The organism is Gammaproteobacteria bacterium, from assembly GCA_019748175.1.
Lineage (GTDB): Bacteria > Pseudomonadota > Gammaproteobacteria > JAIEPX01 > JAIEPX01 > JAIEPX01.
This window is the reverse complement of record JAIEPX010000027.1, coordinates 1-20,168: the sequence shown is the minus strand read 5'-3', so window position 1 is coordinate 20,168 and position 20,168 is coordinate 1. Positions and strand designations below refer to the sequence as shown.

General features: G+C 41.0%; 17 protein-coding genes and 1 tRNA gene. 9 read left to right on the top strand and 9 right to left on the bottom strand.

Translation table 11 applies throughout. The annotated features are described in order from the left end of the window. The first annotated feature begins 20 nt into the window (after positions 1–20). The 3 genes from K2X50_09865 (at position 21) to folE (ending at position 3,747) form a co-directional block, all read left to right on the top strand. Positions 21–2,705, top strand: a complete 2,685-nt coding sequence (locus tag K2X50_09865; protein ID MBX9587547.1) for a hypothetical protein — start codon at positions 21–23, stop codon at positions 2,703–2,705. A gap of 124 nt (positions 2,706–2,829) precedes the next feature. Further along, the gene (locus K2X50_09860; GenBank protein ID MBX9587546.1) at positions 2,830–3,171 is read left to right on the top strand and encodes a histidine triad nucleotide-binding protein; all 342 of its coding nucleotides are present in this window, start codon (positions 2,830–2,832) and stop codon (positions 3,169–3,171) included. Positions 3,172–3,207: 36 nt separating this feature from the next. After that, positions 3,208–3,747: a GTP cyclohydrolase I FolE gene (folE, locus tag K2X50_09855; GenBank protein ID MBX9587545.1), complete on the top strand. Its 540-nt coding sequence runs from the start codon at positions 3,208–3,210 to the stop codon at positions 3,745–3,747. A gap of 58 nt (positions 3,748–3,805) precedes the next feature. Here the strand turns inward: folE and pnp are convergent, their stop codons facing one another. Next, a complete protein-coding gene (pnp, locus tag K2X50_09850; protein MBX9587544.1) occupies positions 3,806–5,908 on the bottom strand; it encodes a polyribonucleotide nucleotidyltransferase in 2,103 nt (700 codons plus the stop codon). A gap of 83 nt (positions 5,909–5,991) precedes the next feature. Then, positions 5,992–6,261: a 30S ribosomal protein S15 gene (rpsO, locus tag K2X50_09845; protein ID MBX9587543.1), complete on the bottom strand. Its 270-nt coding sequence runs from the start codon at positions 6,259–6,261 to the stop codon at positions 5,992–5,994. Between the two features lie 326 nt (positions 6,262–6,587). Here rpsO and K2X50_09840 point away from each other — a divergent pair, with 326 nt between their 5' ends. Continuing rightward, complete coding sequence (locus K2X50_09840; protein ID MBX9587542.1) at positions 6,588–8,537, top strand: hypothetical protein; 1,950 nt, start codon at positions 6,588–6,590, stop codon at positions 8,535–8,537. 16 nt (positions 8,538–8,553) lie between these two features. On the opposite strand, the gene K2X50_09835 is transcribed toward K2X50_09840, so the two are convergent. From K2X50_09835 to K2X50_09805, 7 genes are all read right to left on the bottom strand, one after another. Continuing rightward, positions 8,554–9,018 carry a prepilin-type N-terminal cleavage/methylation domain-containing protein gene (locus K2X50_09835; protein MBX9587541.1) on the bottom strand — a complete coding sequence of 155 codons (465 nt, stop codon included), beginning with the start codon at positions 9,016–9,018 and terminating at the stop codon, positions 8,554–8,556. Between the two features lie 20 nt (positions 9,019–9,038). Continuing rightward, complete coding sequence (truB, locus tag K2X50_09830) at positions 9,039–9,959, bottom strand: tRNA pseudouridine(55) synthase TruB (GenBank protein ID MBX9587540.1); 921 nt, start codon at positions 9,957–9,959, stop codon at positions 9,039–9,041. After that, on the bottom strand, positions 9,946–10,317 hold the full coding sequence (gene rbfA, locus K2X50_09825) for a 30S ribosome-binding factor RbfA (protein ID MBX9587539.1): 372 nt from the start codon (positions 10,315–10,317) through the stop codon (positions 9,946–9,948). The genes truB and rbfA overlap by 14 nt, the downstream gene beginning before the upstream one ends. Positions 10,318–10,335: 18 nt before the next feature. Further along, the gene (infB, locus tag K2X50_09820; protein ID MBX9587538.1) at positions 10,336–12,789 is read right to left on the bottom strand and encodes a translation initiation factor IF-2; all 2,454 of its coding nucleotides are present in this window, start codon (positions 12,787–12,789) and stop codon (positions 10,336–10,338) included. A gap of 45 nt (positions 12,790–12,834) precedes the next feature. Then, the gene (gene nusA, locus K2X50_09815; GenBank protein MBX9587537.1) at positions 12,835–14,313 is read right to left on the bottom strand and encodes a transcription termination factor NusA; all 1,479 of its coding nucleotides are present in this window, start codon (positions 14,311–14,313) and stop codon (positions 12,835–12,837) included. A gap of 10 nt (positions 14,314–14,323) precedes the next feature. Then, entirely contained in the window at positions 14,324–14,770 is a 447-nt protein-coding gene (gene rimP / locus K2X50_09810; protein ID MBX9587536.1) for a ribosome maturation factor RimP, read from the bottom strand. A gap of 78 nt (positions 14,771–14,848) precedes the next feature. Further along, positions 14,849–14,925 (bottom strand) — tRNA-Met (locus tag K2X50_09805). A gap of 303 nt (positions 14,926–15,228) precedes the next feature. On the opposite strand from K2X50_09805, the gene K2X50_09800 reads away from it, so the two are divergent. From K2X50_09800 to K2X50_09780, 5 genes are all read left to right on the top strand, one after another. Next, positions 15,229–16,284: a hypothetical protein gene (locus tag K2X50_09800; GenBank protein ID MBX9587535.1), complete on the top strand. Its 1,056-nt coding sequence runs from the start codon at positions 15,229–15,231 to the stop codon at positions 16,282–16,284. Continuing rightward, positions 16,278–17,105: a MinD/ParA family protein gene (locus K2X50_09795; protein ID MBX9587534.1), complete on the top strand. Its 828-nt coding sequence runs from the start codon at positions 16,278–16,280 to the stop codon at positions 17,103–17,105. The genes K2X50_09800 and K2X50_09795 overlap by 7 nt, the downstream gene beginning before the upstream one ends. Positions 17,106–17,118: 13 nt before the next feature. Beyond that, complete coding sequence (locus K2X50_09790; protein MBX9587533.1) at positions 17,119–17,490, top strand: DUF2802 domain-containing protein; 372 nt, start codon at positions 17,119–17,121, stop codon at positions 17,488–17,490. Between the two features lie 191 nt (positions 17,491–17,681). Then, positions 17,682–18,548 carry an S-adenosyl-l-methionine hydroxide adenosyltransferase family protein gene (locus tag K2X50_09785; GenBank protein ID MBX9587532.1) on the top strand — a complete coding sequence of 289 codons (867 nt, stop codon included), beginning with the start codon at positions 17,682–17,684 and terminating at the stop codon, positions 18,546–18,548. Positions 18,549–18,562: 14 nt separating this feature from the next. Continuing rightward, positions 18,563–20,050, top strand: coding sequence for a carboxypeptidase M32 (locus K2X50_09780; GenBank protein ID MBX9587531.1), 1,488 nt, complete (start codon positions 18,563–18,565; stop codon positions 20,048–20,050). The last annotated feature ends 118 nt before the right edge of the window (positions 20,051–20,168 follow it).

Sequence of the window (20,168 nt, the reverse complement as noted above, 5' to 3'; positions counted from 1 at the left end):
TTTTATGATAGGAGCCAAGTATGGAACAGTTAAGTAGGTCACAAGAATTTAAATCTAATCCGAAAGCAGTGCAACTTCCCTCTATTGATCTAGTCACCCAAAATGATCAAAACTACCTTGGTCTCGATACCCGAAACATAGACCCCACCTTCTCTGGTTGGCTGGGAAGTTTTTTTTCCAAAAAAGCGAAAAACGACTTAGTCCGATACACCTTCTGGAATCTTTTTTCAAAGCCTGCGACTTGGCTTGCCAGCGACACTTCTAAACGCACTGAAATTAAACGTCGAGCTTATGAAGAATTTAGTCAGTACGATGGTGACATAGAGGTTAGCATACCGCGCATGAATTACAGGACGACAGTACGCGATATTTTGACCTCATTATCTACTAATACAATCGAGCAATTAAGAGCCGACCACATCTCTTCTCCAAATGAAGCTGTAGAAAAACTAATTCGAAAATACACTGCTGAACTTCAACAAGAAGACCATCGCGTTGTAAACGAATTCGCAAGAACTTTGAGTGATGCTGCTCCGAACGGAATGGTTGGAACGTTTATTCAAGGACGTCGTAACCCACATTTATCTCAAATTCTTTCTAACTTCACTCTACTCTATATTAACTCACCTGAAAAAAATCCATTGCTGCATGCTAGCAAGCTAGAAGAAAACCCTACTGATTTTCTACGTCGTCACACTGCCCATGATACACCTTGGCCAATTTTAGATCGCAGAGCTGTTGATGGCTATATGGCTAGAATTCAGTCTGAAATCACGAAATTAATCAACATGCCTCCAGAAGCACTTGGTATGCCATTTTCTGAAAAACACAAAACTGTTGATAAAGTGTTAAAACGAGCTTTTAACCGCTTGGCCGCAGAAATCGATTACGGGTTTCGTTTTGAAAATCGACTTAACGGATTTGGCTATGAGGTTTGCCCTGCTCCTGATTCATTAGACAATATGGAATCAGGGAAACTTTATTACAATGCTGAGAACTATAGTATTCTAGATTCTGCAAATAATCCCGTTACTGTTCCCCATCATCTCGATTCAGTAGAAATAGATCATGCTGATTTTCCTAAGTTCAAAGCTGATCTTCTAAGCTTAGCGGCAAAAAATGGCCACGTTTTTGCTGAAAAAAGTAATGATTATGCACACGAAAAAACTCAGCGCAATACCGATGCAGACCACAAAAAACTGGAAAGCAAACTCAGCATGCGCAGTACTAAAAAAGTTCTTTTTTGGACTGCCGCAATCTTCGCAATCATCATTGCTGCAGGACAAGTTGCGATTGCTGTATTTGCCACTACAGGTTCATTAGCAGTTGCTATTGGTATTGCATGTGCCGTCACCAATACTATCTTATTCTGGCGTGATATTGCTGGAGTCATGATTTCTCTTGTACGAGGCGACCTCGCATACGGACTGTCTTGGAGACTCAAAGTCTTTTTGGGAGTTTTCTTTTCATTCTCTTTGGCTATAGGAATCGTCAACGGTGGGTTTGCTTTCAGCGCATTAATCCCTCTTACAGGTTTTACATTAGCCACAGCACCAGCGATTGCATTAATCGGCACAGGTTTTATTGCGCTCATAACAATCGTAGGCATGACCTCGATGTTCTTCATGCCGGGCGTAGGTTTTGCCAAAGCACTACGCGGTAAAACAGTTGGCCAACTCTTTTCAGAAGGCTGGAAATCTGTCTATGGTTTCATTTTTGATTTTCCTGAGTACAATCATGACATCGTAAAGTTGCAGGATGATGTAATCAAACTCATGGCATCAAACGACCGTGAAGTACATGATTATGAAGTTCATAAAGAAATCTCACAAAAGAGATGGCAAATCACTTTATTGAAGTTCCAACATAACCTTCGCCATATATTGAAGGTAGCTTTTGCATTCGTACTTGTACCCGCAGCTATAGTTGGGACTGGGATTGCAGCTTACGCATTCTCCAAATCTGCTGTGGAAGGTACACGCAACCTAATCCAATTAACTTTAAAATGGAGCGCTGCAACAAGTCTCGCCGTTGCGAGCTTTTTATCTTGGGTACCCACTTTAGTAGGTAATCTAGTGTTAACGGCGAAAAATTTAACCGGAGTTTCGTTACTGCTGGGAACAAAAGTTGCTCAAATACCCGCTGCGATATTTTATGGAATTGGTATGGCAGGTGTTATTTTGACTTCAGGTCGCGGCACCAGAACCATTAGCGAATCCGTCAAATACTATCGAGATAATTTCACTAAAGAGATTGTATTACCTGGCTCACGAATTATTCTAGGCTTAGGCGTATTAGTTCTCATAGTCCTGAATGGCTATGGCAACGGCAGCACTCTCGGTCAACAAGGTGCGTTCTCATTAGAATGGTTACCTACTCGAATGTTAGCTTGGCTTGAGAAAATGGCGCCTGCCACAATGGAAACACTGAACAATAGTTTTGGAATTGTTACGGCGGTTGTTGGTACCAGCTCATCAATTGCGCTGAATGCTAACGCTTGTCGCGATTTCTCACTGGAATACAGCCTTTTATCAGCGCCTGTTTTGACACTCGACAGCAAGGAAAGAGAGACTCATCAACAAATGGTTGCTAGAGTAGAAAGAAAAACTAACGGAATAACTTTCTTTGATCAAAGATGTTCTGCTTATGATCAGCATGTCGAAACTTTAGAGCCAGGCTACAATCCATTAATGGCTAACGACTAATACCGACCAAGACAGACAGCTGCGCTCATTACAGCGCAGCTTCTGGTTCTCGCCAATAACCGCTCGTTGCCTTTCCCAATCACTCTTGCTACTCTACAGACTTTAAGAATTGCTGGAGAGCCATATGGAATGCTTATTTTGCCGCATAGCGAGCCACGAAATTCCTAGCCAAATAGTCTATGAAGATGAGCACGTCGTTGCATTTAATGACATCAATCCCGTAGCACCCCATCATGTACTCATTATCCCTCGAGAGCACCTCTCTACACTGAACGATCTCACAGAAGAACACAAAGCATTATCAGGACATATATTATTGACCGCACAAAAACTAGCTAAAGAACTTGATATTGCCGAAACAGGTTATCGTGTTGTTTTTAATTGCAACCGCGGTGCTGGACAGGCGGTATTTCATATTCATCTCCATCTGATCGGTGGACGTCCGCTCACCTGGCCTCCAGGTTAAATTAATTCTGACGAACCAAAAACACGAGATACCATTATGGAACAAGCTTATAAACAATTACTCGAGAGTCTCGACCCTTCAGTAAAAACCGATAGCCTTAAAGATACTCCTAAACGAGCAGCAGAAGCATTTCGTTATTTAACACGCGGTTATAATCTTAATATTTCCGACGTAGTGAACGGAGCGATATTTGATTCTGATATGGATGAAATGGTTATAGTGAAAGATGTTGAAATTTATTCCCTATGTGAACATCATCTTCTTCCATTTTTTGGAAAATGCCACATCGCTTATATTCCGAACGGCAAAGTATTAGGTTTATCAAAATTCGCACGAATCGCAGATCTTTTTGCACGTCGACTTCAATTACAAGAAAGACTCACGCAACAAATCGCACAATCTATTTTAGAAGTCACTCAAGCAAAAGGCGTTGCTGTAATAATTGAAGCTCAACATTTGTGTATGATGATGCGCGGTGTTGAAAAACAAAATTCAGTGATGAAAACATCGGTAATGCTTGGAAGATTCCGCAGCGACGAACGAACCAGAAACGAATTACTCAGCTTATTACGATAAAAAAAGGGGGCAAATTTTCATTTGCCCCCCTTCAATAGATTGTTAAACAACAATCAGATTAAGACATTTCGCCTTCTTCAAACACAGCTTTCATACTCAAACGAATGCGACCTTGACGATCCATTTCAAGTACTTTCACTTTTACAATTTGTCCTTCTTGCAAGAAATCACCCACATTTTCGACTCGCTCTTGAGTAATTTGTGAAATATGAACCATTCCTGTTTGTGCAGGCGTTAATTCCACGAGAGCGCCGAACTCAAGTAATTTCACTACTTTACCATCGTAAACTTTTCCAATTTCAACATCAGTGACAATATCAAGAATGCGTTTTTTCGCCGCTTCACCTGCAGCGCCATCAACTGCTGCGACATTAATTGTACCATCATCTGAAATATCAATTGTCGCACCGGTGCTTTCAGTAATATCACGAATGGTTGCGCCACCTTTACCAATAACTTCGCGAATTTTATCCGGATTAATTTTGAAGGTTAAAATGCGAGGAGCAAACATAGAAATTTCTTTACGTGCTTCTGGCAACGCTTGATTCATAATGCCTAGAATATGCATCCGACCTTCACGCGCTTGATCCAATGCAACTTGCATAATCTCTCGCGTAATGCCTTCGATCTTGATATCCATTTGTAAAGCAGTAACACCTTCTTGCGTACCAGCCACTTTAAAATCCATATCGCCTAAATGATCTTCGTCACCAAGAATATCGGTCAACACAATAAATTTGTCGCCTTCTTTAACAAGACCCATCGCAATTCCTGCTACAGGTGCTTTAATCGGCACACCGGCATCCATTAATGCAAGACTTGTACCGCACACTGTTGCCATTGAACTTGATCCGTTCGATTCTGTGATTTCAGAAACTATTCGCAATACATACGGAAATTCTTCTGCTGTTGGCAACACAGCCATAATAGCGCGTTTTGCCAAACGACCGTGTCCAATTTCGCGTCGCTTTGGTGATCCCATCATACCCACTTCACCCACACTGTACGGAGGGAAGTTATAATGCAGCATAAACGGATCACGACTTTCACCAGACAATCCATCAATAATTTGCGAATCTCGAGCTGTTCCGAGAGTCGCAGCGACAATCGCTTGAGTTTCTCCACGCGTAAATAAAACAGAACCATGAACACGCGGTAATTTGCCCACTTGAACATTAATAGGACGAACAGTTTTGGTATCACGCCCATCAATTCGTTGACCAAAATGCAGTAATTGATCGCGTACCACTTTCTTTTCTAGAACAGATAAATGATCACGAACATTTTCTTCAGTCGGCGCAGTAGGATCTGCTGTGCAAAGATCTGTAACAACGCGATTAAATAGTGCATGAACCGCATCATGACGCGCCCCTTTATCATGCATTTTATACACTTCAGCCATTTCTGCAGCTGCCAGTGCATTAATTTTTTGAGTGAGCTCAGATTCAGCAGGTGCAGGGGTAAATTCCCAACGGGCCTTACCTGCTTCTTCTTTTAATTCATTAATTGCCTTAATAACAACTTGACTCTTTTCATGACCAAACATTACCGCTTCTAACATTACTGATTCTGGAAGTTGTTGCGCTTCTGATTCAACCATTAACACAGCGTCTTTCGTACCAGCGACAACCAAATTTAATTGCGATGTTGTTAATTCAGTATTATCCGGATTTAACAAAAACTCACCATCACGATAACCCACACGCGCAGCTGCAACAGGTCCGTTAAATGGAATTCCTGAAATAGCTAACGCAGCTGAACAACCAATTAATGCGGGAATATCGGAAGGAACATTTTCATCCAAAGAGATAACCGTAGCCACAACCTGAATTTCATTGGTAAATCCAGCTGGGAACAGCGGACGTAGTGGCCGATCAATCAATCGGGAAACCAATGTCTCATGTTCGCTCGGGCGCCCTTCGCGCTTTAAAAATCCGCCAGGAATTTTTCCTGCTGCGTAGGCTTTTTCTTGATAAATTACTGTGAGCGGGAAAAAATCGACACCTGGTTTTGGGAATGTCATACCCACAACCGTACATAAAACGACGGTTTGCCCCATAGTCACTACCACTGCACCAGTGGCTTGACGAGCAATCTCGCCTGTTTCTAAAGTGACGGTGTGTGCTCCGTATTGAAACGTTTTTTTAACTACATTAAACACTGTTTGTTTCCTTTAAAATAAGTTGATTGATCATGTGCTCAGATCCTTCTGAACAACAAAAACCTTTAAAAATAAATCGAGAATTACCCACGTAACTCAAGTCGCTTGATCAGATCACGGTAACGCGTAATATCGATGTTTTTCAGATATTGAAGCAATTTACGTCTTAAGTTCACGAGTCTTAATAATCCGCGTCGAGAATGGTGATCGTGAGGATGAGCTTTGAAATGATCGGTGAGATAATTAATTCGAGTCGATAAAACCGCTACCTGAACCTCTGTAGAGCCTGTATCTCCTTCAGAGCGTTGGTACGCTTTAATGACTGCCTGGATATCTTGCGCTGTCAATGACATGTTAGTTCCCCTTTAGGTTAGTTGATTACTCATGCCCCGTCCGCTGTCATTACAGATCCTGGGCAACAGGTAACTATACCCCGAAATGGCCGTAAATACAAGGATTTCAAGCCAATCTAAGCGATCCGCTCACGCCACAAACCCACTCTCTACATGCCCGCTAAAGCCGCCTTGGCCTTGCATCCCAGCAAAATCCTGAATTTCTACTATAATTGCAGTAAGTAAAGCGTTTTCATATTTTAGCTAGGCTGAAGGTCTAAAACAGGTAAGGTGTGATCAGGTACGGTAATTATTGTTAACTTTATAGCGTTGCGGGGAAGCTGTGTATGAACGAGAAAACGAAATCAGAGTTAAAGGCATTTATTTCGCCAACAAAATTTTTGCTATTGAAAGGCACTCCACCCACTGTGGATGAGAGAGTAGATTACCTCCGAAATAATACTACAATTCCTTTAGACGACCCTATCAGAAAGGAAATAATGGAAGAGGGTCTTAAAGAGCATGAAAAAGGAGAATTAATTCGCAAAATTGATTTATTGAGCAAGGAAAGAATAGTTCAAGATTTTCTTAGATCATCACCTACCGTTGATGAAAGAATAAATTTTGTTATTGCAAATTCCTTGATTGGCGAGAAACTAGGTGAACAAACTTTTCATTTAATGCGCGAAGGATTAAATGAGTCAGACCAAAATGAGTTTATTAGCAAACTCGTAATGCGAGAATGGGAGCGTGTAAAAAACTCAAAAGGCGAATATTTTATACGTGGAAGTAGTATTTATAGCACTGCAGTAAAATTTGCAGTAAACCAAGAATACAAGAATGATCCTATCTCAGCTGCCAAATATAGTCAGAACACCTCCGAATGTGTACGAGATTTCAGAGTTCCAAGTGCCTTAGTAGGAGTTGCTAAAGAAATCGCAAACAGTGGTGATCTCGCAAATTTAATTTTCCCCATGATTAGCGGCGTGATTACCGATAATTACAACAGACAATGGGAAGAGGCTAAAAAAAGTACAGATCCTACTATAACTGAAACAGCTGAAAAGATGTACAAGTCTGTTGCAAATGCATCCCAGAAATTGAAAAAATTAAATAATGCAAGTAAAAAACCCCCTAGTGACAGTGATGCCGATGATCTAAAAGAGTATCGTAAAGCAGTCGAGGCGCTCACTTCTAAGGTAATAGAAGCCAAAATAAATGAACCTTCCAACACACAACCCAAAACAGCTCCTCCGACCACCCCACGTTCTGCACCCACGACTCCGCGCTCTGATGATGATGCTCAATCACCTAGAAAAGACAGAACAAAACGTGGAGCGATGAAACTGTCTGCTGAAAAGTTAGAAACAGCTGGAATAAAAACTTCTCCACGAACGGAAACATCACACGAAACATTAGCAGAACCTCCTGTTGAACCAGCGGCAAGAGCTGCAACAACTCGTCCTCGAAGCCCCAAAGAACGGCCCCCTCTACCCGATTTTAGCCCAGCACCAGCAAGCTCCCCAGACAGCCCAAGAGAAAAAGTTACTACTGGTACGCAACGTACTACAAGCGATTCAGAAAAAACTCCACCGCCTAGCCCTAGAGACATAAAGATTGCTACCCACAGACCTCCTCCACCCGATTACAGTGCCCCAAGCCCGTCTGCTAGCCCTAGAGGCCAACCTATGATTGGCATGCAACGTAAACAATCTACAGAAAATCTGGCAGCTAAAAGTGGCACTACTAGTGATCCAGAAAACACTGCCACTTCTAGACCAAGAAGGGGTGCCATAATTGACAGGCAATCTGATAATTCAAAAGAAGCATCGCCGTCAAGTCCCAGAAAAGAACCAGCCTCAGACAATATCCAACTTGCATCATCCTCAGACATAGTACGATTGAGAAAACAAGTTGCGGAAGTAAAAGCCAAAGCAAAAGCACTGGAAACAAGAGTCGCTGAAACTCGTCAAGACTATAAGAACGTTAAAGATCAGCGCCTTGAAGTCAATAAACTTGATACTGAGATTGGGGGATTAGAAGCTAAGAAAGAAGCTGCCAAAATTCTTCGAGAAGAACATCAGGCAAAAATAGCTCAACATCGAGAGAAGACCTCCACACAACAATTAACTGGCTCTCATCCCCAAGAAAAAGACAGTTTACCTCCTCAAGTAAAAGATATGATGACCAAATCAAAAGTACAACAAGAAAAAGCTGAAAAAATTGCAGATGCTGCCGATGCCGCAAAAACAAACCCCAGACATTCTACACCTTCTCGTGGAAGCGAACGAAGATGATAATTTTAAAAATAGTTTAATTAATACGGCCAAGCGAATTAATAATAATGCGCTTCGTACCCAAATAATTATTCTCAATCCAAAAACTGCCCCACTGGCCCTCTGGAATACCCATCCGAGTAAAAACAATTAACTCATTATGTCCTAGATTAGAACGCCAATTTACAGTAATACCAGTAGATAAAGCAGGAAAAATAGAAATCAATTTTTTAGATTCTTTATCAACAATAAGTTGACCATCTGACCATTTTCCATCACAAAACATCCCATTACCACTACCACAAAGAATAATTTCACTCTGATTATGAAGTGCACATTCTTTAGCTTGAGTAATGGCTCGCACCAATTGTTGGCTAGCAGAGCGTATACGGTAATTGGCAATAATTTTCTGATAGGAGGGAATACCTATGGCAATAACAATGGCAGACAATGTTATCACCACCAAAAGTTCAGATAAAGAAAATCCCTGTATTTTCCTCACAATTCTTCCACAGAAAACAATTAATTTTGAGTACTCAACAATCTTTTTGGTATTAATAGCCCATCAGAATGTATTTCACAAAGCCCAATAAATAGATTTTCTGGATCATACACTCGAACTAACTCAAGTTCACTACCGTACTTTGTAGATTCAACAATCTTTACTCTTTGCCCTTTTTTCAATGAGTCAACATCTTGTTGATTTAATTGAATAGCAGGTAAATATTGAACAAGACTATCAACGGGCAAAAGAGTTTCAAATAATTCTTTCTCTAGCTTTTTTTCTGACAAATCTAAAAGCCTTTCTAAAGACACCATTTTTTCTATTTTAAAATCTGCCACTGCAGTGCGTCTCAAAGCAGTAACGTGAGCTCCACACCCAAGTGCTAACCCAATATCTTCGACTAATGATCTTATATAAGTTCCTTTACTACAACGCACCACTAAACTGATTTCATCACCCGAAAAATTAACTAGGTCAAGTTGATGAATGTTAATTTTCCGTGGCTCGCGCGGCACTGAAATTCCTTCTCGCGCTAATTTATATAATGGCTTACCTTGCTGTTTAATCGCTGAAAACATAGAAGGAATTTGATTCTGCTCTCCACGAAATTTTTCTAGCACGGCATTCACTTTTTCTAGTGAAACATCCGTAATTTCTCTGCGCTCAATCACTTGCCCTTCAGCATCTCCCGAATCGGTGATCACACCTAATTTAGCAGTGGTTTCGTAGGTTTTATCCGCATCAAGAAGAAACTGCGTAAATTTAGTGGTCTCACCAAAACAAATGGGCAGCATACCTGTCGCTAAAGGATCAAGAGTTCCGGTATGCCCAGCTTTGCGTGCATTGAAAATTCTTTTCGCTTTTTGCAGCGCTGCATTGGAAGAAAGGCCTAGAGGTTTATCTAATAAAAGCAATCCATTAATATTATTCTTTTTCATCTTCGTTTCGAATTCGTGCTGTTGCTTCGTTTATTAACGTACCCATTTTTCGGCTATACTCAATGGATTCATCATACACAAATCGTAATTTTGGCGTCGTGCGCATATTCACTTCTTTAGCTAAAAAACGACGGAAATCTCTGGCTGATTCATTCAACGCTTTAATTAAGGATTTAATATCTCTTTCATCGGGAACTACGATGTAAATAGTCGCTATAGAATAATCGGGCGCAACTTTCACTGCTGTTAAGGTGACTAAACGAAAACGTGCATCAAGAGACTCACGGTGAATAATTTGAGCTAATTCTCGCTGTATAAGATCGGCTACTCGCCGTGTTCTATCATTAGACTGATTCATAAATAACAATCACAATAATTATAAAGTACGCGCAACAGAAAATGTTTCGAAGGCTTCAATTTGATCACCTGCTTTAACATCATTGTAATCTTTCACAGCCACGCCACATTCCATACCTTTTTTCACTTCATTGACATCATCTTTAAAGCGACGCAAAGATTCTAAATGGCCTGTGTAAATAACAACGTTCTCGCGCAAAACCCGGATCGGTAAATTACGTTTAAGCATGCCATCAAGCACCATACATCCAGCGACAGCACCAAATTTCGTCGATCTAAACACATCTCGAACTTGCGCCAATCCCACAATTTTTTCTTGTTGTTCAGGTGATAGCAAACCAGACAATGCCGCTTTAATATCATCAATCAAATCGTAAATCACACTGTAATAGCGTAAATCAACACCTTCGTTTTCTACGATTTGACGAGCTATCGCATCAGCGCGCACATTAAATCCTATAACGACGGCATTTGAAGCAATGGCAAGATTCGCATCAGAACCCGTAATTCCACCAACACCACTTGAAACAACTGTCACTTTAACTTCACTGGTCGATAACTTATGCAGCGATTCTGTAATCGCTTCCAACGAACCTTGTACATCACATTTCAATACAATCTTTAATTCAACGACTTCGTTTTCAACCATGCGTTCAAAAATATTTTCGAGTTTTGCAGCTTGCTGACGCGCTAATTTCACTGCACGAAATTTACCTTGTCTAAACATGGCCACTTCACGCGCTTTTTTCTCATTGGGTACAACAACAGCTTCATCGCCTGCACTCGGCGTGCCAGACAAACCTAATACTTCAACCGGCATGGATGGACCCGCAGTTAACGTTTCTTTGCCGTTATCACCAATCATCATTCGGATGCGCCCATATTCTGAGCCTGCTAATAAAATTTCACCTTTGCGAAGCATTCCTTGCTGAACTAAAACCGTTACTACTGGGCCTCTGCCTTTATCTAATCTTGATTCAATCACAACACCAGATGCAGCACCTTCAGGAACTGCTTTTAGCTCTAAAAGATCGGCTTGCAACAAAATCATATCGAGCAAGTCATCAATATTTTCACCGGTTTTTGCTGAGATCGCTTGAAATACGACATCACCACCCCAGTCTTCTGCGATAACACCATATTGAGTTAATTCTTTTTTCACACGATCAACATCAACACCCGGTTTATCAATTTTATTAACAGCAACAATCATCGGAACATTAGCCGCTTTGGCGTGTTGAATGGCCTCCACGGTTTGAGGTTTAACACCATCATCTGCTGCAACTACTAAGATCACTATATCCGTACATTTTGCTCCACGTGCACGCATCGCAGTAAACGCTTCGTGACCTGGTGTATCTAAAAAGGTAATTACGCCTCTATTTGTTTCAACGTGATAAGCACCAATATGTTGGGTAATTCCACCCGCTTCAGTACTCGTCACTTTTGTTCGGCGAATATAGTCGAGCAAACTGGTTTTACCATGATCTACATGGCCCATGATTGTAACCACAGGTGCTCGTTTAACTGGCGTTGCAGTAAGAGCATTTTTATCGACCAATGAATCTTCCAATGCATTTTCTTTGATTAATTTTGGAACATGGCCCATTTCTTCAACAACAATTGCAGCTGTTTCTTGATCGATGAGCTGGTTAATGGTAACCATTGCACCCATTTTCATCATTGCCTTAATAACATCGGAACCTTTAACAGACATTTTTTGTGCTAAATTTGCAACAGTGATGGTTTCAGTAATAGGAACCTCACGCACAACTGGCGCAGTGGGTTTTTCAAAAACATGTTCTAAACTCATCGCAACTTTTTTAGCGCCTGGTCTAAATTTCTTTCTATGTCCAACATTAAAATCTGATCGCTCAATAACTTTAGCTTGTTTAGCACGTTTTTTGTCCGCTTTTTTCTTGGCTTTCTTACTAACAGCTTCGCCTTCATCATCCACTTGCTCAAAACTAAATGTCTTTTCAAAATCAACTTCCGCTTCGCTAATTGATTTGGGCTCAGCTTCCTGTGCCCCAACAGGCTCCTCTGCGACAACAACATCTTCTTCGGAAACAGTTTCTGCTTTCTCTTTCGCTTCCACTTTTGCCTTAGCTTTTGCTTCAGCCCTCGCTGCTGCTTCTTCTTCCTTCCGTCTTTTTTCTTCTTGCAATTGCAGCTCTTCTTCTTGTTTTTGCTTTTCTAATTCAGTGGGTGTCAGATAAGTTCGCTTTTTTCGCGTACGCACTTCGACTTTTACAGTATTTCGAGACACTTTTGGTTCAATTACAGATTTACCTTTTAAGGTAATTTTTTTCGATCCAGCTTTTAAATGATCAAGCAAAATTTTCTTTTGCTGATCATTAATTAACGAATTTTGATCAACCGCAGAAATACCCGCTGCAGATAATTGACTAAGCAATTTATCAATGGTTGTACCGACCGTAGTCGCTAATTCCTTAACGGTAACTTCTGCCATTTGTCTTTATCACTCTCAAAATATTTTCAAACTACTCAAATCCAACTACTCAAACCAAGGTTCACGTGCCTTCATGATTAGTTGGGCAGCAAGCTGCTCATCCATGCCTTCAATATCGATCACATCATCAATCGATCGTTCGGCCAAATCTTCACGCGTAATAATGCCGTGTTTTGCAAGACGAAAAGCCATTTCGCGTTCCATACCTTCCATCTCGAGTAAATCTTGATCAGGTTTGGCACCACTTCCCTCTAGAGCTAATTCTTTAGTCAACAAGACATCGCGTGCACGCTCTTGCAATTCATTAACAATTTCTTCGTCGAATTCTTCAATTTCTTCCATTTCTTCTGAAGCCACATAGGCCACTTCTTCGATCGTTGTAAATCCTTCAGCAATTAAAAGATTCGCTAGATCTTCATCAACACCTAATTGTTCCATAAACAAATTCTTAGTGGTTTCTGATTCATCTGTGCTCTTATTTTCTGCTTCAGTTACTGACATTACGTTCAACGTCCAACCTGATAATTCACTAGCCAATCGAACATTTTGACCATTTCGACCAATGGCTTGTGATAGCTGATCTTCGCTCACAGCAAGATCCATTGAATGAGATTCTTCATCAACAACAATAGAAGCAATTTCTGCAGGTGCCATTGCATTAATGACTAATTGAGCAGGATTATCATCCCACAAAATCACGTCGATTCGCTCACCGTTGAGCTCGCTTGAAACAGCTTGCACACGAGAACCTCGCATACCGATACACGCACCTTGTGGATCGATTCGTCCATCATTTGTTTTAACAGCGATTTTTGCACGAGATCCTGGATCACGCGCAGCGGCTTTTATTTCGATCACTTGCTCAGCAATTTCCGGCACTTCTATTTTAAATAATTCAACCAACATTTCTGGACGTGTGCGACTCAATAATAATAATGGACCACGTCTTTCGCGATTAACCTCGTAAAGATAAGCACGTAAACGATCATTCGCTCGAACAGCTTCTCGTGGAATCATTTCTTCTTTCAAAATAATTCCTTCAGCATTTTCTCCCAAATCTAATAAGATGTGATCACGAGATACTTTTTTAACAACGCCGGTAATAATTTCACCAATACGTTCTTCAAATTGACCTGCAACTTTGGAACGTTCGGCTTCACGAACTTTTTGAGTAATAACTTGTTTTGCTTGCTGTGCAGCAATACGACCAAATTCAGGAGATTCTACTTGTTCTTCAACAACATCACCCACTTCTAATTCGGGATCAATTTCTCGAGCTTTGGAGAGTATAATTTGTTTACCAGGCTCTTCGATTTCAGCTTCATCAGGAACAACTAGCCAACAACGGAAAGTTTCATACTCGCCAGATTTCTGATCAATAGCCACACGAATATCAACATCTTCGGCGTAACGCTTAGCCGCAACTGTTGCCAATGCCTGTTCAATAGCTTCAAATATAACCGCTTTGTCGACGCCTTTTTCATCAGCGATCGAACCAACGACCAATTTAATTTCTCTATTCATAGTGCCCACCTCAAAATACTAAGTTAGCCTTTTCGATTTCATCAAATGGCAAAACAATAGTCTCGCCTTCAACAATCAAGCTAACAGCTTCACTCGTAACCTCTGCCAATTCACCTCGGTAGGTGCGCCGTCCTTCTCCTTCAATTGATGTTTTTATTTTTATAGGTTGACCTATATAACGTTTATACTGCTCTACAGTAAACAAAGCTCGCGTCAGCCCTGGCGAAGACACTTCAAGAAGGTACTTGCCCTTCATTACATCTTCGACGTCTAACACAGCCCCAATTTGACGACTCGCACGTTCGCAATCATCTAACGAAACACCCTGGGGTGTCTCGATGTAGACCTGCAAACGACTGTTACCTTCAAAACTGTTGAGTTCATAACCCCACAGCTCGTAACCATAAACCGCCAAAGCACCTTGTAAAAGCTCAGTCAACACATTATCTTTTAACATTTACACTTATCACGCACAAACGAAAAGTGGGCACAATGGCCCACTACCGTTAATTAGCTCAGTTATTCCAAAAACATTTGGTAGCGGGGGCAGGATTTGAACCTACGACCTTCGGGTTATGAGCCCGACGAGCTGCCAGACTGCTCCACCCCGCGTCAATCAGTGCGGATTGTAACTCAAAGTTAACATTAAAACAATATGAAGGTGAGATAAAATTCACGCAAAGTGCCACGCAGCACGGTTTTTTCAGAGGAAAAAGAGATAGGCCCTCCAATCTTTGCCCCTCGCCATCGCGAGCGTAGCGTGGCGATCCAGTAATTTTTGGATCACCGCGCTACACACCTCCTAATTCTGAAAAAAAAGTTTCCACTTGAACAAACCCTGTGGCAGAATAGATCCTATGGGGAGGTCTAGGATTTGACCATTGAAGCCATATCACGGAAGGATGCACGGAAACCATGAGCACCAGACATATATTGACTGAGGACGAGATACACACACTGTTGCACTCTGCCAGCACACACCAACAACCCAATTTTCCAGCCAATGACCAGAGCACCCAAGAAAAAAATGCCCCTTTTAGCTCAACTAATCCGCCCAATGCCAATGCCGATCAAATGCTCAACATCATTCAATCGGAACTCAGACAAATTCGACAATTGGTGGCATCTCGCGCAAGTCTCGCTAATGCCAGCCATGGATCACCTTTAAAATTTAAGATTTTAGAGCGCTTAACGCTTCAGGGTTTTCAGCCTAGTGCGTGTGAAAAACTCCTCTCGGGCTTGACCCTCGCTTCCGATGAAGCCACCGCTTGGCAACAAATTGTTTTTAGCCTAGAAACTCAACTCCCAATCTCAACCGAAAACATTTTGGATCATCAGGGAATTATCGCTTTAGTCGGCCCCACAGGATCTGGAAAAACGACCGGGATTGCCAAATTAGCCACTCAATGTTTATTGCGTCACAGCGCTCAAGATATCGGTCTCATTACAACGGATTTTTATAGCGTTGGCGGTCGAGATCAACTATGCACCTTTGGGCGTATCTTAGATATTCCAGTACACCGTGTTAATAACAGCGCCGATTTAGAAGAAACACTGGCACACCTTAGCAGTAAACGCATGATACTCATTGACACACCAGGCATCAGTCATCGCGATCAAGAATTAGCAGATAAATTAGGCTTTATTTTACATTCGCCCAAACCGATAAAAACCATTTTAACGCTTTCCGCAACCACGCATGAAAATTTGATTAATGAAATTATTGATGCCTTTAATTACACTCATCTTTCTGGCATTAGCATAACGAAAATTGACGAAGCACCTTTTATCGGGCATGTACTTTCTTCCTGTATAGATTATCAACTACCGATTTATTCTTATACAAATGGCCAAGATATTCCAGCCAACTTTTCGATTGCTACACTTGAGAAAATTTTGAATTTCGTCATTCAAAAACCCTTAATTAATCTTAATGCTCTCAACACAAAACTTGAGAGCGTTAAATGCTAAATCCCATAAAAATTATTTCCATTTCAGGCGGAAAAGGTGGCGTAGGAAAAACGAATACAGCCATAAATCTTTCCATTGCTCTCGCTGAACTCAACAATAAAGTACTTTTATTCGATGCAGATTTAGGTCTATCAAACGTAGATGTTCTGCTGGGAATTCAAGCGCCAAAAAATATTTCGGATATTTTGCAAGGACGATCTTCAATGCAAGAGATCCTTGTGACAGGACCCGGTGGAATTTTCATTATTCCTGCAGCATCAGGTTTAGAAGAATTGGCAAATTTGGATAATATCGAAATTTCTCGATTAGTGCAGAGTTTCAATCAGATCACGCAAAATATCGATATTATGATTGTTGACACAGCAGCAGGAATCTCTAATCAAGTACTGAGTTTTGTGCATGCGTGTCAAGATAACATTCTGGTCGTGTGCAATGAGCCTACTTCTTTGACGGATGCTTATGCGTTAATCAAAGTACTCGCAAATCAGCAAAGCAATATGAGTTTTAAAATTCTTGCCAACATGACACGAAATGAAGATGAAGGACTTGAGGTTTTTTCTAAATTAAAAACAACCACTGATAAATATCTAGACATCAGCCTTCAATACCTTGGCGCAATTCCTTTCGACCCTCTTCTTCGACAAGCTGTTCAAATGCAAAAACCCGTTATTACCGAATTTCCTGATAGCCCTGCATCAAAAGCTTATCATTTGCTGAGTCATATCGTGAACGATTGGCCCGTGATCAATCGCCCTGAAGGACATATCACTTTTTTCTTTGAGCGATTTCTTCATAACCAACAATTTGCTGGCAATATTTAGAAAGGAGACTATGATGAATTATCAAGAACTTTTTGAGGTACTGATTAGAGCGACCCCAGCAATTACCATTGTTTTTCTTTTTACCTTGATAATCATGCTAACACTTCGCTGGCTAAAAAAACCTCATCCTCAATCAAATCAAGAACAAAATCCTGCGAGTAATCTTTATGATCGAATACACAACTATCAAAATAGTCAACCTGCAAAAACATCCAGAACTTATTCGCGTTCACACTCACAAAGCAATACTTCAACCGACAGCAATTATCATCACGCCATTAAATTATTACAACGTGGCACGGATATAAAAACCTTAGTCGAATATTGCAATCTTACGCAAGGCGAAGCAGAGCTCTTACACGCAGTCTATGCGAAAAAAGCCTAGACGAGCACCCGAATATTATTTCGTCACTTTAAACAACGATAATAGACATTTTGCTGGATCCGACCCTACAAATTCGTTATCATCCAAAATTAAACTACTGATTCATTCACTCATAAAGGGTTATAATCATGCTTACGCCAAGTCAATGGTTGCTCAATGCTACCAAAAAGTGTTTTCTCTCCGTAATTCTAATGGCTTCTTACGCGGCTAGTGCAGCCCACCCCATCGTACTAGAGACAGATTTCGGGCTTCAAGATGGCGCAGTGAGTTCCATGAAAGGTGTGATCTACCAAGTTGAACCCAAGCTCGGTATTTTCGATTTAACCCATGAAATTGCACCACAAAACATCTGGGAAGGTGCGTATCGATTAGTACAAACGGCTCAGTACTGGCCAGCGGGTACCGTGTTTGTCATCGTAGTAGATCCTGGTGTAGGAACTGATCGAAAATCCATCGTCGCAAAAACAAAAACCGGCCAATATTTTGTTACACCCGATAATGGAACACTCACTTTTATCGCTGAAACGGCTGGTATCGATTCAGTGCGAACGATCAACGAAAAAGTTAATCGGCTTCCAGGTTCTGAACGTTCATACACTTTCCACGGTCGCGATGTTTATGCCTACACTGGTGCGCGATTGGCCTCCGGCAGAATTAATTTTGATGGTGTAGGTCCTTTAATGACAGGTGAAATCGTCAAACTTTCACATCAAGCTGCTAAAGTAGAAAAAAACGACATTGTAGGCTCTATTCCAATTTTAGATGTGCGGTATGGTAATGTATGGACCAATATTCCAGCCAAATTACTTGATGAACACCATCTGGTACTGGGGAAAAAATATCTTGTGAAAATTTATCATCACAACAAATTAATTTACGATAATGAAATTCCTTATCTCAACACGTTCGGTGGTGTTCGTGTTGGTAAAGAATTAATGTACATTAATAGTCTTGATAATTTGTCATTAGCTATTAATCAAGGCAGCTTCGCTGGGCGTTATCACATCACGCCTGATCAATTTTGGCGAGTTGAAGTGGAAATTCCAAAGGAAAAATAATGAGGACTAATGTTATGAGTTCTGCGTATTCACAATTAAAGGATCAATTGACAAAGATTTCTCATTTGAATCATCTTCGCAGAATTACAGAATGGGATGAAGCGGTCATGATGCCTGCGGGCAGTGGCGAAGCTCGAGCTACTGCGCTGGCTACTCTCTCAGAAATGATCCATGACATGGAAACATCCGATAAAATAAAGGATTTTATCCAACACGCCAAAACAGAATCTTTGATAGATCCTTGGGAGAAAAAGAACTTAACCCTTATTGAAAGAAATTATCGTCGATCAACCTGTGTTCCAACCCGGCTTATTGCCGAGTCCACAAAAGCAAACTCTCTTTGCGAACAAGCATGGCGTCAATTACGTGCTGACAACAACTGGAAAGATTTTCTACCCTTACTAAAAAAATCATTTTCATTAATTGTAGAAATTGCACAATCAAAAGCGGATGCTCTGCAATGCGATCCTTACGACGCAATGATTGACGAATTCTCGTCGGGATTTAATCAAGCCATTATAGATCCTATTTTCGCCCGTCTCAAAAAAGAATTACCTGATCGCGTCGAAAAAATTATTTCATTTCAACAAAAAGAAAAATTTCTTACACCTGCAGGTCCTTTTCCAATCGATTCACAACGCCAACTGGGCTTAGAGTTAATGCAAGCCTTAGGATTTAATTTTCAACAAGGTCGTTTGGATGTTAGTCATCATCCATTTTGTGGTGGTGTACAAGAAGATGTTCGAATAACAACGCGGTACAACGAAAACGAATTTATCAGTGCAGCAATGGGAATTTGTCATGAAACAGGGCATGCACGCTACGAACAAGCTTTACCTACACAATGGAGTGGTCAACCAGTAGGCGATCATCTGGGTATGGCCGTTCATGAAAGCCAATCACTTTTAGTGGAAATGTACGCGTGCCGCACTCGGGAATTTATGGAATTTTTAAGTCCGCGTGTCATCCACTTTTTCGGTGATCAACCCAGTCTGGCTCCTGATAATTTATATTCATTATACACACGAGTGAAGCGAGGTTACATTCGTGTTGACGCTGATGAAGTGACATATCCTTTACACGTTATTTTACGATATGAACTTGAACAACAATTATTTAAAAAACAATTAACCCTCGAAGATCTACCCGATGCATGGAACGAAAAAATGCAAACATATTTTCATTTATCCACTGTCGATAATTACAGAAATGGCGTGATGCAAGATGTGCATTGGCCTGTAGGATTATTCGGTTACTTTCCTGCTTATACCTTAGGAAGTCTGATTGCAGCACAATTATTTTCTACAGTAACAAAAGCTCACCCCGAATTATTCAGTGAAATCAAACACGGTAATTTCTCTACCTTGTTTAAGTGGCTGAATACTCATATTCACTCACGCGCCTCTTCTGTGGACGTCACCACGCTCATTAAAGATGCGACGGGGTCTGATCTAGATCCTAACTATTATCTCGCTCATATTGATGAACGCTATCTACCTTGACTTGGGGAAAAGGCTTTGCGGCCTAAGCCTGACTTTGCTATGATTGCCGACTTGTCAAAGCGCCCGTAGCTCAGTTGGATAGAGCACCTGGCTTCGAACCAGGTGGTCGGGAGTTCGA

Bases quoted from the DNA above. Each gene is read 5' to 3' on its own strand.
- K2X50_09840 (MBX9587542.1), top strand. From the start codon at position 6,588: ATGAACGAGAAAACGAAATCAGAGTTAAAGGCATTTATTTCGCCAACA.
- K2X50_09790 (MBX9587533.1), top strand. From the start codon at position 17,119: ATGAATTATCAAGAACTTTTTGAGGTACTGATTAGAGCGACCCCAGCA.
- rbfA (MBX9587539.1), bottom strand. From the start codon at position 10,317: ATGAATCAGTCTAATGATAGAACACGGCGAGTAGCCGATCTTATACAG.
- truB (MBX9587540.1), bottom strand. From the start codon at position 9,959: ATGAAAAAGAATAATATTAATGGATTGCTTTTATTAGATAAACCTCTA.
- K2X50_09780 (MBX9587531.1), top strand. From the start codon at position 18,563: ATGAGTTCTGCGTATTCACAATTAAAGGATCAATTGACAAAGATTTCT.
- K2X50_09865 (MBX9587547.1), top strand. From the start codon at position 21: ATGGAACAGTTAAGTAGGTCACAAGAATTTAAATCTAATCCGAAAGCA.
- infB (MBX9587538.1), bottom strand. From the start codon at position 12,789: ATGGCAGAAGTTACCGTTAAGGAATTAGCGACTACGGTCGGTACAACC.
- K2X50_09800 (MBX9587535.1), top strand. From the start codon at position 15,229: ATGAGCACCAGACATATATTGACTGAGGACGAGATACACACACTGTTG.
- nusA (MBX9587537.1), bottom strand. From the start codon at position 14,313: ATGAATAGAGAAATTAAATTGGTCGTTGGTTCGATCGCTGATGAAAAA.
- K2X50_09795 (MBX9587534.1), top strand. From the start codon at position 16,278: ATGCTAAATCCCATAAAAATTATTTCCATTTCAGGCGGAAAAGGTGGC.
- rimP (MBX9587536.1), bottom strand. From the start codon at position 14,770: ATGTTAAAAGATAATGTGTTGACTGAGCTTTTACAAGGTGCTTTGGCG.
- K2X50_09860 (MBX9587546.1), top strand. From the start codon at position 2,830: ATGGAATGCTTATTTTGCCGCATAGCGAGCCACGAAATTCCTAGCCAA.
- rpsO (MBX9587543.1), bottom strand. From the start codon at position 6,261: ATGTCATTGACAGCGCAAGATATCCAGGCAGTCATTAAAGCGTACCAA.
- folE (MBX9587545.1), top strand. From the start codon at position 3,208: ATGGAACAAGCTTATAAACAATTACTCGAGAGTCTCGACCCTTCAGTA.
- K2X50_09785 (MBX9587532.1), top strand. From the start codon at position 17,682: ATGGCTTCTTACGCGGCTAGTGCAGCCCACCCCATCGTACTAGAGACA.